Source organism: Streptomyces sulphureus DSM 40104 (assembly GCF_000381025.1).
Classification (GTDB): domain Bacteria; phylum Actinomycetota; class Actinomycetes; order Streptomycetales; family Streptomycetaceae; genus Streptomyces; species Streptomyces sulphureus.
Genome location: NZ_KB905813.1, coordinates 164,785 through 180,054, shown reverse-complemented (window position 1 = coordinate 180,054; position 15,270 = coordinate 164,785). Strand labels below are relative to the sequence as shown.

Here is a 15,270-nt window from a genome sequence, read left to right as displayed (position 1 = left end):
CATCACCCCAGTCCCCGGCGCCGTGCCAGGTCACATCCCAGGTGACTCGCAGCCATCACGAGGGCCCCGCCCGCCCCCTATAAATATGTCCGCAGCCATCGGCCAACAGCACACGGCGGTGGATCGTGACGACTGCCCCTACCCCCGGTGCGCGACAGCGCTGCATACCGCACCTGGCAGGTTCAAGGAGCAACAGCGCCGACCAGGAACCAGGCAACCTTCGTATCCCCCGTCCGGCAGAATCCCCAGTTACCGCCAGTCAGCTGGTGCACCACCTGCAGCCCTCGGCCCCGCTCTTCCAACAAGCTCAGTAGCGAGTCCAGCCCACCGCCCCGGCGCTCCTCCTCTGGCGGAAAGAGAGGATCGGGCGGGAATCGAGGAAGCTGGGGCAGCCGAGGATCACCATCCTCAACCTCACAGACCCACTCGGACAGAATGCGCTGCAACCGCACCTCGTACGGACCGCAGGCATGCTCGGCCGCGTTCGCCACCAGTTTCGACAGCGCAAGCTGCGCATCGTCTCGCGTCCCTTCTTCAACGCCGAGGCCAGCGAGTGCTTCGCCCAGCGCGAGACGGGCTCCTGCGGTAGGCAGCCGCGTCCCCTTGGTCCAGCGATAGACCACAACGCCGCGTCCCGCGCGGGCCAGGGAACTCACCGTGCACTCCAACAGGCCGCGTGGCGACCGCCATGGCGCCGATGCCGACCGGGCCCGGGCTCCAGACAGGTCCGCACCGGCATATACGCAAACGGCGCGCTTCCGAGTACGACGAATGAGATCAGTAGACAGACAGCGAGGGTCAGGGACGGCATCGGGTACCTCCAGGCGAATCGCCAATCGGGTCCCGACGACGACACCGTCGAGCGGCACAAGAGCGGGACTCAGTCCCACCGAACGGGTGACGCCCCCTCGTCATCACCCGCCTGAACAGTCATAACTCTCGCTGAGAGGTTGAGTCATCTCGTCGGTGCAAGCATCGGGAGGACCTCATCGACGCGCTGCTCTGTGCGCGGACGGCCGCACCGTGGTGTGGGCACGGACTGACTCGCTGCCAAGCACTGGGAGCGGACAGCTCCCTGCCTGCGAGAAAGGCTCCCACCATCATCACGCCTGCCTGCCTTGAGCAGCGGCGTGACCGGTAAGACGAGGTCAATCGAGGGGGATCAGCCGCTCGACGGTTCATCGCCGGTGGCGCCACGGCATTGATCGCCTTCTTTCCCCGTTACGAGTCGAGTGTGAACAGGCGACCGACCAACTCCGAGTAGGCGAGGCCTGCTTCGGCGAGAATCTCTCTGAGGGCTTCGGGCGGACCTTTCTGCAGCGGGATCGGGGAACCGACGCGACCGGGTACCGCGGAAAGGTCGCCGCCGCTGAACCGTGATTCCGGTGTGGCAGGGAGTCGTACCTGGTAGGTACGCCAGACTCGTGCCGGGGGATTGAGCAGGACCAGGTAGGGGTCCGCCCACGCCATGAAGGCCCAGCGGTTCTTGCTGCGGGCTCGTACGAGCACGCCGTCGGCGTGGTGCCGCCCGAGTCGTTCGGCGGCCTTGGCCACGACCGGAAGCGGATTGCCGAACGTGCCCGTGATCTCCCAGAGCCTGTCCTCGCACACGACCGACCAGCCGGCCGCGGTGAGCCCCTCGATCACCTCCGCGTAAGGGTCGCCTTCCTGCGCCAGAGCGATGAGTCTCTCCACCTCGCTCCAGGGCGCGACGCGGGCGAGCGCCTGCTCCGGCGGGATCATCAGGTCCTCCGCCTCGGCGGGTTCGGCACGCGCGATCATCGCCTTGCCGCCGTGCCAGGCGCGGGCCGCGAGTACGTCGTGCTCGCCCCCGCCGGTGAAGGTGGCGTCCTGGCCGAGCAGTGTCATCACCACGGCCGCCACCGCATCCAGCCGTCGTCGACTCTCGGGCGGTACATCGTCGTCCGTCTCGGCCGCCAGGTCTTCGGAACCGAGTGCATCGAGGAGGCGGCTGAGTCCATCGCGCCAGCTCTGGTCCTGCTCATCCCAGACTCCGGCGGCCAGGAGCTGAACGTACAGGTTGGCCACGAGCAGCCGGACCGGAACCGGTGCTGCGGACGAACCGTCAGGGTCTGTGAGCGCCGCGACCCAGCGCTGGGCCCAGGAGCGACAAAGCGCACGCTGCTCTGGCGCGACGTCCGGGACGAACGGCTCGCTCGTGGTGGAGAGGTCCACCTCCTCCGTCTCGTCCTCGTGCTCTTCGTCGTCCTCCTCCCGCACGCCAAGGGTGACCGCCGACACGATCCATCTCGATGAGGGTGCCTGCGGCAGGTCGAGCTGCGAGGTGCCGAAGGCCAAATCCGTCAGCGGCGCCCCGATCATCCGGCGGCAGTCGGCGAGGTAGGCGTCCCAGCGGTCGACGCCGCTCGATGTCACCGAGCCCGCTGTCGCGTCTCCCGCCGAACTCACCCGGGAATCGGACATTCCGGCGGTGAACTCGCGCAGGCGCAGCAGATCGGTTTCGAAACGGCGTGCGGCACGCTCGTCGGCGAACAGGGACTGCACTGTGTAGTCGTCTCTCAGCCGGGGACCGCTGTCGACGCTGTGGCGTCGTGCGCAGTGCACGGGGCTGTAGACGAAGACGACGGCGGATTCTGCGGTGGTGCCGTCAGGACGGGCACACGTGGCGCGAACCGCCGCGCCAGGAACCTCGGGCAGCGGGAAGGAACAGGCCGACGCCCCCGCCGGAATGGTTCCGGTCTGCGTCCAGGAACCTGGTGAACCGTCCGGAGACGTGCTGATCACCACGGGCAAGGGCTGGGGGTGCGCCAGAGAGACGTGCAGACCTTCGCTGTCCGTCTTCGCGCCCAGCAGGACGAGCGTGTGACCGGTGGACTCGAAAGGTCGCATGGTGCGGCCCGTCAGGCTCGCGAGTGAGGTGATGCGCCCCTGTTCGGGAAGCAGCGGCGCGGTGTCGGCGGCGATTACGGCGAGCTCGCAGTTGCCGCCGTCCCGGGTGCTGGTGCACAGTGCGGCGCGGGTCAGATTCGGGCTCCCGGTGAGAGCGTATCGGCGGCCGTCGGCCTGCCACTCGACGAATTTGCCGTGCCGCATCCGAGTCTCCTCGAGAAAACGGATCTGCGCGTCGAAGCTGCCGAGCGCCCTCTTGATCGCTCCGGCGTCGTAGCTGGACCAGCGTGGCTGGAGCCCCAGGACGGTGCGGCGGGGTGTCAGACGGCCGAGCAGCCCGCTGAGGGCCTGACCGGCCTCGTCGACGAACGGGGCATACGCGTGCAGTTCGTCGACAGGACCGAGCGGCAGTTGGCCCAGCAGACTCTTCTGGAGGTTGTGCAGAAGCCGGGCACCTGATTCCGGTCCGGCCGGGGCGTTGACATGCCGTTCGGTCAGAAGGGCGGCGAGTTCCGTCAGGTGACTCGCCGACCAAGGGGCAAGTTCCACGACGGAGGGCAGGGCGTCCAGCCAGTCGGCGAGGTCGGCCAGCAGCGCGTGGGAGTCGTCGTCCTCGGTTTCCACCACCGTCCAGAGTTCGTCGTTGGCACCCCAGCCGGACAGCGTCGGGTTCCCCGAACCCACTGCGAGCCGGCAGGCGTGTTCGCCGATCAGAAGGACGACCTTGGGGTGGAACGCGCGCTGGCAGGAGGCCAGGCCGTGCAGATAACTGCGGCCTGCCATGCGCACATCGACCGGGTCGTACAGCCCTTGGGCCGCATCACCGATCACCGCGGTGCGGGCACCCAGGCCACGGGCAACGGGTATGGCGACCTTCTCCAGGAAGGGAAGATCGACTGTGAAACCGAGGAAGAGCGCTTCGTGCAGTGCCTGCTGATCACTGCGTTCGCTCCACTCCCTCAGCAGCGTCACGGGGGATGCGAACCGGGTGTGGTGTGCCGCGCTCATGGATTCGTCTCCAGGATGCGCCGTCCCTCCGCGGTGACGGTGTGGCAGCTGTCACGGACGGCGAAAAGCCCCAGCTGCGCCGCCAAGGAGCCGAGTTGGGGTATGCGGGTGCCGATGTCGGAGTCTCCTTCGTCACCGGTCTTGAAATAACGCTCGTTGCGAAAGTGCAGACGGGAGAAGATCTTCAGCCCGCCGGTCGCGGGGTCGATGCGCAGCTTCGCGAGGGCGACTCTGCGGGACTGGGCGAGCATGTCGTCCACCAGCCGGGCGGCCAGGTCGCTGACCGGCCGGTCGGCGTAGCCGGCGATGAGGCCGTCGACCCACGTCGGGTCGAGGAACTCAGCCCGACGCCGCTGACGGCCCAGAAAGACGGCCCGTACGTCGTCCGGCAGATGCCCCTCACGGGAGCGCAGCGCACCCACCATCAGGAGCAGCACATCGGTCATCGGGGCATCGGCACCCCGCTCCAGGAGAAGCCTTTCGGCAGACAGTAACTGACCTGCCGCGTTTTTGAGCGGAGGCAGGCCGTCCAAGACCTGCCGTACATTCCCGTCCGGGGCCTGTTGCGCCAGCCAGTCGCGTAGTTCCTCGGCCGACCGGTCTGCCTCGCCGTCCTTGGAGCCGACACCAGCCACCAGTGCGGCCCACAGCCGACGCCAGGCGCCGACGGAGTAATGGCGCAGCAGCACTCCCCGCCAACCGGCCGTCTCGGGAATCGCCGTCAGAACGGGATCCGTTGTCGCCTCGCCACCGAAGGCCACCGCGGAGCGCAGCGTCTCCTGATACCCGTAGCCCTCATGGCCGTGGAGATCGATCGCCCGGCCGAGGATACGGAGGGTCGCACGCCGAGTGCGGTCCGACGTCTCCCAGTCCCCCTGCGCGTGGGTTCCTCCACCGCGAGTTGCGGTCAGCACGTCCGTCAGCCATTCCCGCTCGGCCGGACACGGGACGCCAAGAGCCGCCTGCCCCGCTGTCTCCAGGTCGGCGAAGGACACGACGTCCCGCGCCGCGAGAGACAGCAGAGGGGCGAAGAGCTCCTTGACCGCGGGAGGGCACGGGTGCCGGCCGGGTCTGAGCACTCCGTCCCGGACATCTACGGTGCCGAGCACCGTGCCGGGTCCGCCGTACTGGTCCCAAAAGCCCCAGCGGCGGGGTGAGTACGACTGGCTCGGCTGCTGTTCGTCGGCAGCTCGCGCGAGTTCCAGCTCCTCTGTGCAGAAACGCCGCACGCGATCGACCCCGTGGGCAAGCCACGCCGGATCTGTCTCCGCGTGGTGCTGGAGCGCCGCGAGCAGGACCTCGCTGCGGCGGACCGCCCGGCGGCACGCGGTGATGTCCCAAGCGTTCCGTTCCGCGTGCGCCGCGATCGCCGCATACAGCGAGTGATAACGGATGTAGCGGGTCACCGTGGACACTCCAGGAACCAAACGGTCCACCGCCCGCATCACCGGGCCCTCCACCGCCAAGGGGTAGCGCCCGGACCGCACGCCCAATCCCTCGAGTGCCCATGCCGGCCCACGGACATCCGCTGTCACTAGCCACCCCTTGTCGGCTGCCGGAGCGTTGCATCGGCAGAAACTACCCACCCCCGCTTCAGGGTAGGTGCTGATTTCGGACGAGAGGCCAGTACGGTCGACTGAACTCCTTCGGATACGGAGACTTGCGACCCACCTGGACACCCCTCCCTTGACCATCAGATCCATCATCAGGGTGTCCACTCACAGGGATCAGCCTCAGCCCGGCCCTCCTGCGGCACCGTGGACGCGGTCGCCATCTGTCGGCGACAGTGTGACCTCCCAGAGCGCCCTCGCGACGGCAGCAGATCCATTAACGTGGCACTTCCCATCACCAGCCCGATCACCCGACCAGCGAGGTTCCCCGTGCAGACTGCTCCCCTCTCCCCGGAGGACCCGGCCGTCATCGGCGGCTTCGAGCTGCAGGGACGGATCGGGCAAGGTGGCATGGGCCAGGTCTACCTGGGAGAGTCGCTCGGCGGGGAACCCGCGGCGGTGAAGGTGATCAAGCCGAGCGTGGTGGATTCGGAGGCGCGGCTGCGGTTCGCGCAAGAGGTCGAGATCCTCAAGACGATCTGGGGTCCCCGTATCGCCGCGTTCCTGGATGCCGACGCCGAGGCGGACGACCCCTGGTTGGCCACCGAGTACGTGGAGGGGCCGGACCTGCGGGGCCATGTGCACGCGCACGGCACGCTGCCGTCCCTGCTCGCAGCTTCGCTGGGGGCGACCCTCGCCGAGGCGCTGGCCGGTGTGCACCGCCAGGGTCTGGTGCACCGTGATCTCAAGCCGGCGAACATCCTGCTGGGGCCGAACGGGCCGAAGATCATCGACTTCGGCCTCGCCGTCTTCGCCGAGTCGAACGCTTCTCTGACGGCGCCGAACACGGTGGTCGGCACGCCCGCGTACATGTCGCCGGAGCAGGCGAACGGCGTCAAGCCGCTGACGGGGGCCGTCGATGTGTATGCGCTGGGCGCGGTCCTGCTGTTCGCCGCCACCGGCCACGCCCCTTACCAGGCGGCCACCCCGATGGCGACGTTCAATCTCGTCGGGGACCCCGCGAAGGCCCCGGACCTGGAGGGCGCTCCGGATGAGCTGGTGCCGTTGCTCACCGCCATGCTCGCGCACGAGGCCCAGGAGCGACCGTCCCTGACTGACGTGGTGCGGCACTGCCGGGCGGTAGTGGAGAGCCAGGGCATGACGATCGCTCAGGCGCGGCGGAGGCTGACCACACACACGGTCCAGTCTCCCGCGGCCCACACGCATCCCCCTCACCCGGCCCCGCCACAGGCGGAGGCCCGGACCGAGCCGGCACCCGAGCCCGAGGCTGCGACCGTCCCGGCTCCTTCGCCTGAGCAGACGCCCACGCTGCTGGACCCCTCCCCCGCCGAGCCAGACGGGCACCAGTCAGACTCCCCCGGCGTGCAGACCCCGGTCACCTCTGCCCCCTCGTCACGGCGCCACGATGCTCCCCCCTCCGGGCCGTTGCGCCACTCGGCACAGGCCCGCCGGACCGCCCAGCAACTGCGCCAGGTGTACGCCGCGAGCGCCCCCTTCTGACCCGTCCGCGGCAAGGCCGGGCACGACAGCGGTAACGAGCCGGTCACTGATCGTCCCCATTCCCCTTGACCTGCGTCACCACCCCGACAAGGGTGGTGATACACACATCCAGGACACGAACGTCGAACGTCAACACAGGAGGCAGCGGGTGACCGTCGACGGCAGCAGCGCCCTCGCCGAGAGTTCCGAGGACGCGCAGTACCCGCCGGGTGCGCAGGTCGTCGTACGGGACGAGGTCTGGCTGGTCCGCAACAGCTTCCCCACCAAGCACGACGGGACCCGCATCGACGCCGTGGGCATCTCCGACTTCGTACGGGACCAGGAGGCGGTGTTCTTCACCGCGCTGGACCGGGCCGAGCTGCTGGACCCGCGCAAGACGACGCTGGTGCAGGACGATTCCCCGAATTTCCGGCGCTCCCGGCTCTTCCTGGAGTCCGTCATCCGCAAGACGGCGCTGCCGCAGTCCGAGCGAGGGCTGGCGCTCACGGACTCGTTCCTGCTGGACGCACTGCCCTACCAGCAGCGTCCGGCGCAGCTCGCGCTCTCCGGACGCAACCTCCAGCCCCGCATGCTGATCGCCGATGTCGTGGGACTCGGCAAGACCCTCGAAATCGGTCTCACGCTGGCGGAGTTGATCCGGCGCGGGCGGGGCGAGCGCATCCTCGTCGCCACGCCGCAGCATGTGCTGGAGCAGTTCCAGCACGAGCTGTGGACGCGGTTCGCCATCCCTCTCGTGCGGCTCGACTCGGTGGGTATCGAGCGCATTCAGCGGGAGATCCCGGCGGGCCGGAACCCGTTCACCTACTTCAAGCGCGTCATCATCTCGATCGACACCCTCAAGAACACCGACCAGTACAAGCACCACCTGGAACACATCCGGTGGGACGCGGTGGTCATCGACGAGTCGCACAACCTCATCAACAAGGGGTCGCTGCGCAACCAGCTCGCCAAGACGCTGGCCCCCAGGACCGACGCGCTGCTGCTGGCCTCCGCCACCCCGCACAACGGCGACGCCCGTTCGTTCGCCGAGCTGATCTCACTCCTCGACCCCGCCGCCATCCGCGACCCCGAGCGCTACCGGGCCGAGGACATCGAGCATCTGTTCATCCGGCGGACGAAGGTGAGCCCGGAGGTCCGGGACGCGATGCGCGGCCAGTGGGCCGACCGCGGCCCCTCCCAGGCCATCCACTGTGCGGCGTCCCCGGGTGAGGAGCAGATCTTCGAGGAGCTGACGCAGACGTGGCTGCCGGCGGACGGTCGGAAGTCGGTCACCGATGTGGCGCTCTTCCCCTACACACTGCTGAAGTCCTTCCTCTCCTCCCACAAGGCACTCAAGGCGACGGTCGCCACCCGCACCAAGACGCTGGAGAAGAGGAACACGCCCGAGGGCGACCGGGCCGAACTGGAAGCCCTGGAGCGGTTGAGCGCTCTGGCCGCGAAGGTGACGGAGAAGGACTCCGCGAAGTTCCGAGCGCTCGTCGAGCAGCTCAAGGAGATCGGCGTAGGACCGGGCTCCGACACCCGGGTCGTGGTCTTCTCCGAGCGCGTGCAGACCCTCGAATGGCTCCGCGACGCGGTCCCGGCCGCCCTCGGGTTCAAGGGGCAGGCGGCGCAGCGGGCCGCCGCACGGATCATGCACGGTGGCCTCTCCGACGAGCAGCAGATGCAGTGCGTCGAGGACTTCGGCCTGGCCGACACCCCGGTCCGCATCCTGTTCACCGGCGACCTGGCCTCCGAGGGCGTCAACCTGCACCGCCAGTGCCACCAGCTCATCCACTACGACGTTCCCTGGTCGCTGATCCGGATCGAGCAGCGCAACGGCCGTATCGACCGCTACGGGCAGGAGAGGTCGCCGCAGTTCCGCGCCCTGATCCTGACCAGCACGGTGGACGGCGCCAAGGACGACACCCTCGTCGCCGAGCGGCTGCTGGAGCGGGAGGACGAAGCGCACCGCGCGCTGGGCACGGCGGAGGCGGTCAGCGGGCTGTACCGGGCCGAGGCCGAGGAGAAGTCCCTCGTCCAGGACCTGCTGCGGGGCCGCACCGTGGACGAGTCGCTCGACGCGCCGCATTCCGGTGGCACGAGCGGCACGGACGACGGGCTGGACGACTTCCTGGGGGACTTCTTCGGCACGGTCGGTGAGGAGCCGGCCGACGACAGCGGCCAGCACACGACCCCTCCCACGGCCGAGGTCCCGCGGCTGTTTGCCTCCACTCGGCAGTACATCGACGAAGCCCTCAACGAGGTCTTCCCCGACGCGCGCGACCGGCTCGACCTGTCGATGGACGAGAAGTCCGGGCTGATCTCCTTCGTGCCGCCCCGCGACCTCATCCGGCGGCTCAAGGCGCTGCCTCCGGACTATGTGCGCGAGCAGCAGCTCCACAAGCGGCTGCTCGTCACCCTCAACCGGCGGCTGGCCGAGCACTCGCTGCGGCTCGCACGCCAGTCCTCCACCTCGAACTGGCCGGAGATCTCGCTCCTCACGGACCTGCATCCGATGGTCGAGTGGCTGACGGACAAGGTGCTCGTCCGCATCGACCGGCAGACCGCGCCCATCATCACGGCGCACGTCCGGCCTGCCCGCTATCTGGTCCAGGGGATCTACTCCAACGCGCAGGGCAAGCCCACGGTCGTCCAGTGGATGGCGGTGACCGCCGACGGCTCGGTGGACGCCGACATGGTGAAGGTGCTCCACGAGGCCGGAGTCGGTCCTGAGATGGCCAACCCGCTCAGCCCGCACAACGCCGCCCGCCTCGCCGAGCCGCTGCCCGACGTCCTGAAAGCCGCCGAGGCGTATCTGGAGAAGCACCGCGCAGAGTGGGACGAGCCGCTGCGCGAGCCCATCGAGCGGTACAAGGCGCGGCTGGGCGCGTGGGAGCAGCCCACCCTGGCCGGTGAGCGCACCAAGCGGGAGCTGGCAGACCTGGCCGACTCGCTGCTGACGACCGGCCGTCCGATGCTGCGACTCCTCGCCGTCCTCGCGCCCGACCCCACCGCCGCCCCGTCCGCCGACTGAGACCGAGAGCTGGAAGAGCCAGGCCATGACGTTCGACGCGTTGGTCAACCGCGGTGACTACTTCTCCCCGCACTATCTGTCCGAGGTGCTGCCGAAGGACCTGAAGTCCGGGCTGCTCAGCACCTGGAAGAAGCGTGAGGAGGAGGCGAAGCGGGCCCGTGAGGCAGCCACCGCCGAGGGCGCGGCCGACAGCGCCGCCCCCTCTCGCGCACCCGACGCCCTGCCCGTCACCCCCCGCGCCGGACTGCGCGAACTGCGCCGCCCCTACTTCCGGGCCCGCTCGTTCTTCGCCGCCCGGCAGGGCCAGGACGACAGCGGCAGCGTCGCGGCGGGCGGCGACGATACGGACACCTACGCCTCCCCCGAGTGGCGCGAGCGCATCCGCGCCCTCAACGCGGACGTGCTGCGCGCGCTGGGCTTCGACGCGAAACCCGACACGCTGACGGTGCAGCGCGCCGACGCGGCCCACGAGGTCACGGTCGCGCACCGCGAGAAGGACCTGGTCGCGCTGGACTGCGGCTGGGCCGCCGAGCCCGACGACGCCCTGGACGGGGACGGCCCCGGCCGTCTGCTGGACCCGGTGGTGCTCGACGGTCAGCGTACGGTCGCCACCGGCGCCAAGCTCGCCTCGTTCCTGTTCGCCGCCGAGGAGCCGCCCCGCTACGTGCTGCTGCTCACCGGCGGGGTCGTCGTGCTGGCCGACCGCGCCGCGTGGGGCGAAGGCCGCTACCTTGCCGTCTCGCTGGACGCAGCACTGGAGCGCAACGACACCAAGACCGGCGGCGAACTCGACACCGTCGCCGCGCTCTTCGGCGCCGACTCGCTGCGCACGCCGGAGGAGGGCGGCGAGGTACCGCTCGCCGAACTCGTCGGCAACTCCGCCAAGCACGCCGTGGGCGTCTCCTCCGAACTGCGCGACGGCCTGCGGCAGAGCGTCGAGCTGATCGCCAACGAGATACTGGCCCGGATCGCCGAGCAGGGCGTACGCCCCGCACAGGTCAAGGAACTCCCGGAACTGGGCCGCCAGCTCACCCGCGAGTCGCTGCGCTACCTCTACCGCATCCTCTTCCTCCTGTACGCCGAGGCCCGTCCCGAGCTGGGCATCCTCCCCTCGGACTACCCCGAGTACGAGCAGGGCTACGGACTGGGCCGCCTGGGCGAACTGGTCGCCGACCGCGAACTGGTCGACGAGGAGTCGCGGCGGGGCACGTACCTGTACGAGTCCCTGGACCTGCTCTTCCGCAAGGTGCAGGACGGCTACCGGCCGCGCCGCACACATGGCGTCCCCGAGACCGGGGACGCCGACGACGCCGGAAGCGAGACCTCGGAGGATGTGGGGCTGCGCTTCGAACCGCTGCACTCCAAGCTCTTCGAGGCAGCTTCCATCCAGCTGATCGGCAAGCACGCCGTCCCCGACCCCCGCTACGACGCCGACGCGGACGCGGGCCGGGGTACCGGAGGCCCGGAGGAGGCGCGCTACCTCGACACGCGCCTGCGCAACGCGACGCTGTACCAGGTCCTGCGCAACCTCATGCTCACCGAAGGCAAGAAGGGGCGGCGCGGCGGCTTCATCTCCTACGCCCAGCTCGGCATCAACCAGCTCGGCGCCGTGTACGAGGGCCTGATGTCGTACTCGGGATTCGTCGCCAACGAGGAGCTGTACGAGGTCGCCAAGAACGGCGACGCCAAGGACGGCTCCTGGCTGGTGCCCGCCTCCAAGGCCGACGAGTACCCCGACGAGGTCTTCGTACGCGGCTACGACCGGGACACCGGCGAGGAGCCCCGGGTCCGGCACGCCCCCGGCTCCTTCGTCTACCGCCTCTCCGGACGCGACCGGCAGACCTCAGCGTCGTACTACACACCCGAATCCTTGACGAAGGTCACGGTGCAGCTCGCCCTGCAGCACCGGCTCGACCAGGACGGCGAGACGACCCCGGGGCGCGAGCTGCTGGAGTGGCAGATCTGCGAGCCCGCCCTGGGCTCCGGCGCGTTCCTCAACGAAGCCATCAACCAGGTGGCGGCCGAGTACCTGCGCAGGCGCCAGAAGGAGCTGCGCACCACGATCGACACGGAGCAGTACCAGATCGAGCTGCAAAAGGTGAAGGCGTACATCGCCCTGCACAACTGCTACGGCGTCGATCTGAACTCCACGGCGGTCGAGCTCGCCGAGGTCTCCCTCTGGCTCAACACCATGCACCCCGGCATGGAAGCCCCCTGGTTCGGCCTCCACCTGCGGCGCGGCAACTCCCTGATCGGCGGCCGGCGCGAGGTGTACGCACCGGAACGTCTCAAGAAGGGCGGCTGGCTCGGCACCACGCCGGAGCGCTTCCCGCTCGCCGACGCGCAGGCCGGCGAGACGCTCCCGACCGGCGCCGTCCACCACTTCCTGCTCCCGGCGAAGGAGTGGGGCGCCGTCGCCGCCGAGAAGGAGGCCAAGTCCCTCGCCCCGGAACAGGCGAAAGCGCTGGCGGCTTGGCGCCGGGCCATCACCAAATCGCCGAGTGCGAAGCAGACCGCCCGTTTGCAGGGCCTGGCCCGACGGGCCGAGTACCTGTGGGGGCTGGTGGTGCGCCGCCTGGAGATCTCGGAGCGCGACATCTCGCGCCGGATCGATGTGTGGGGCGCGGAGGACGGCTGGCTGCGCCGCCCACAGGAGGCCGTCCAGCGGGACGAGGTGGTGGCCGACCTTGAGGCGGTTGACACCCCGTACTGGCGGCTGAAGACCCTGATGGACGCCTGGTGCGCGCTGTGGTTCTGGCCGGTGCAGGAGGCCGGGCTGCTGAACGGGAAGGACGAGCGGTACACGCGCGGGGCGGCGAGCGGCGAAGCCGCCGAGCAGTCGGCGGCTGTGCTGGTGAGCGGCATCCTGGAGGCTGCCACCGATTCTGGTGCGGACTCGGACGAGGCGGATGGTGAGGACGGCGAGGACGCTGCGGCCCCGGACGGCGTCCTCATGATGTGGGAGTCGGACGCCCTCCCCGGCCTCGATCTGGGTGCCCAGCCACAGCAGATGGCGCTGACGCGCGAGTCCCTGGAACGGAAGCGGACAGGCCGCCGCAAGGAGGCCATCCGCGAACGCCGCACGGTGACGTCGTTGGCGAACCTAGACTCCTGGCTGGACTTCGCCGAGTCCCTGCTGGGCACGCAGGACGTGCCGGAGGATTCCCTGGTCTCCGAGTTCGAAACCCTGGAAGAACTGACGCCCTACGAAGACCAGTTGCCCGACCTGATGGGCATGGACCCCGCACACTGGCTGGAGGCGCGGTATCCCTGGATGTCCGTTGTGCGAGACGTCGCCGACCGGCAGGGCTTCTTCCACTGGGAGCTGGAGTACGGCCAGGTCTTCGCCCGGGGTGGGTACGACTTGCAGGTGGGGAATCCGCCTTGGGTGCGGCCGGATTGGCAGGAGGATATGGTCCTGGCTGAGTTGGAGCCGTGGTTTGCCCTGGAGAGCAAACCGAGTATCACAGAGTGGCGGTTTCGCAAGGAAGAGGCGCTGGGAGAACCGCCGAGTAGTGACTTCTATCTGTCTGAGGCTGCAGGCGTTGCCGGTAAGGCGTCTTTCTTGGGTTCTGGAAGCACCTATCCATTGATCAGCGGCACTCGTCCGGATCTCTATCGAGCCTTCATGTGTCAAACATGGTTGCACTCACAGCACAATGGCAACACAGGACTAATCCATCCCAATACCCACTTCGCCGGAAGAAAAGAAGGACCACTGCGCGAAGCGGCATATAGACATCTTCGGACCCATGCGCATTTCCACAACCGGACCAGAATTTTTCCTGATGTGCATGTAAACACTGAGTTCAGCCTCAGCATCTACGGATGCCCATCCGAGGTCTCTTTCACGCATATCAGCTGGCTGTTCGACCCAACTATCTTGATCGACTCGATGTACCACGACGGAGGAGGGCCACCTCCGGGAATCAAACATCATGGCAGCTGGGATCTTCGACCTCATAGGTCCCGCATCACTGTCGTAAACAGTCAGCGCCTCACAGCATGGAACCACCTCACCGGAGAATCCGACACCCCTGACCAACAAGCGCCGCTTCTATATCCGGTCACCGCCGAGGAAGAGGCGGCCATCGAGTCCCTATCAGGCGCACACCAGCGACTGGGCTCACTTAAACCGCACATCACTGTGGGAATGTTCGAAAATCAGGCAACCAAAAATGCGGGCATCTACAAGTGGCAAACCTCTTCCCCGAAAGACATCAAAGAGGTAATTCTTCAAGGTCCACACCTTGGCGTTTCTTCGGCCTTCAGTAAGCAGCCAAATAATCCCTGCCGGACCAACCGAGACTGGTCCACATTCGACCTGGTGAATCTCCCCGCGGACGCCATCCCCGGCACAAATTATGTACGCGCCTCCAGCTGGGAAAAATACTTGGCATTCCAAGATGTATGGAACGATCACTCCCACACCGAGTATTTTCGCATGGCCTGGCGCAGGATGATTGCTTTCGATACGGAACGAAGCCTATTCGCCACGCTCGTTCCCCCTGGCCCAGCACACATGGACTCTGTCGTTTCTCTGGTGCTGAGTAATAACTTGCAGACAACTCTCAATGTCGGTTTCTGGTCCTCGCTCCCACTCGATTATTTCCTGCGCATTACCGGTAGGGCGAATCTACTGTCGTCTGATGCGAAAAGCATGCCCAGTCCCTCCGAGGGGCACAGCCTCGCTTCTCCCCTACTTCTCCGCACACTTCGCCTCAATGCCCTCACCAACGCCTACGCCCCCCTTTGGGAAGAGCTGTACAACGCAACCTGGCCCGGGTACGAGGACTGGGCGTATGACGGATGGCCGAATCTGAAGCCGCTCGCCGCACATCTCGCACCGACATGGGAGTACGACACCCCCCTCCGGACCGAGTACGAGCGGCGGGCCGCGCTCGTGGAGTTGGATGCCCTCGTGTCTGTGTGGCTCGGAATCACCGCTGAGCAGCTTGTGGCGATCTACAAGTCCCGCTACCCCGTGCTCTCCGACTACGAGGCGGAGATGTACTTCGACGCCAACGGGCGCAAGATCGCGCGCAATCACAACACCTACGGCTTCGGGCAAACCAAGGAAACGTACCCGGCGCTGCTCGCTCACCTCGAAGCTCCGGCCACCACGCCGCCGCCTGAGGGATATGAGGCGCCGTTCTACAAGGCGGACCGGGAGGCCGAGATGCGGGGGGCGCATGCGCATTTCCAAGCGCGGCTGGATGCGGAGATCGCCGCCGGCCGTTGGTCGCCGCCCGACCCAGCGAACGCGGCGGACGCCGCGTCCGCGTAACGCACCACCGCACGTCA

The 15,270-nt window shown here is 67.9% G+C and carries 6 protein-coding genes; 3 read left to right on the top strand and 3 right to left on the bottom strand.

The genetic code is table 11. The features are described 5' to 3' along the window. Positions 1-182: 182 nt before the first annotated feature. The 3 genes from F603_RS33715 to F603_RS0100715 all read right to left on the bottom strand — a co-directional run bounded on the left by F603_RS33715 (position 183) and on the right by F603_RS0100715 (position 5,285). A complete protein-coding gene (locus tag F603_RS33715; RefSeq protein ID WP_245600654.1) occupies positions 183-656 on the bottom strand; it encodes an ATP-binding protein in 474 nt (157 codons plus the stop codon). A gap of 565 nt (positions 657-1,221) precedes the next feature. Further along, the gene (locus tag F603_RS0100720) at positions 1,222-3,879 is read right to left on the bottom strand and encodes a phospholipase D-like domain-containing protein (RefSeq protein ID WP_019544108.1); all 2,658 of its coding nucleotides are present in this window, start codon (positions 3,877-3,879) and stop codon (positions 1,222-1,224) included. After that, positions 3,876-5,285, bottom strand: coding sequence for a hypothetical protein (locus F603_RS0100715; protein WP_245600653.1), 1,410 nt, complete (start codon positions 5,283-5,285; stop codon positions 3,876-3,878). The genes F603_RS0100720 and F603_RS0100715 overlap by 4 nt, the downstream gene beginning before the upstream one ends. Before the next feature lie 474 nt (positions 5,286-5,759). Here F603_RS0100715 and F603_RS0100710 point away from each other — a divergent pair, with 474 nt between their 5' ends. From F603_RS0100710 to F603_RS0100700, 3 genes are all read left to right on the top strand, one after another. Continuing rightward, the gene (locus tag F603_RS0100710; RefSeq protein WP_026328032.1) at positions 5,760-6,950 is read left to right on the top strand and encodes a serine/threonine-protein kinase; all 1,191 of its coding nucleotides are present in this window, start codon (positions 5,760-5,762) and stop codon (positions 6,948-6,950) included. A gap of 148 nt (positions 6,951-7,098) precedes the next feature. Next, positions 7,099-9,966, top strand: a complete 2,868-nt coding sequence (locus F603_RS0100705; RefSeq protein WP_019544106.1) for a DEAD/DEAH box helicase — start codon at positions 7,099-7,101, stop codon at positions 9,964-9,966. A 25-nt stretch (positions 9,967-9,991) separates the two neighbouring features. Further along, complete coding sequence (locus F603_RS0100700) at positions 9,992-15,253, top strand: DNA methyltransferase family protein (RefSeq protein ID WP_019544105.1); 5,262 nt, start codon at positions 9,992-9,994, stop codon at positions 15,251-15,253. Positions 15,254-15,270 lie beyond the last annotated feature (17 nt).

Excerpts from the sequence above, each read along its gene's own strand:
- F603_RS0100720 (WP_019544108.1), bottom strand. The coding sequence starts at position 3,879 with ATGAGCGCGGCACACCACACCCGGTTCGCATCCCCCGTGACGCTGCTG.
- F603_RS0100700 (WP_019544105.1), top strand. The coding sequence starts at position 9,992 with ATGACGTTCGACGCGTTGGTCAACCGCGGTGACTACTTCTCCCCGCAC.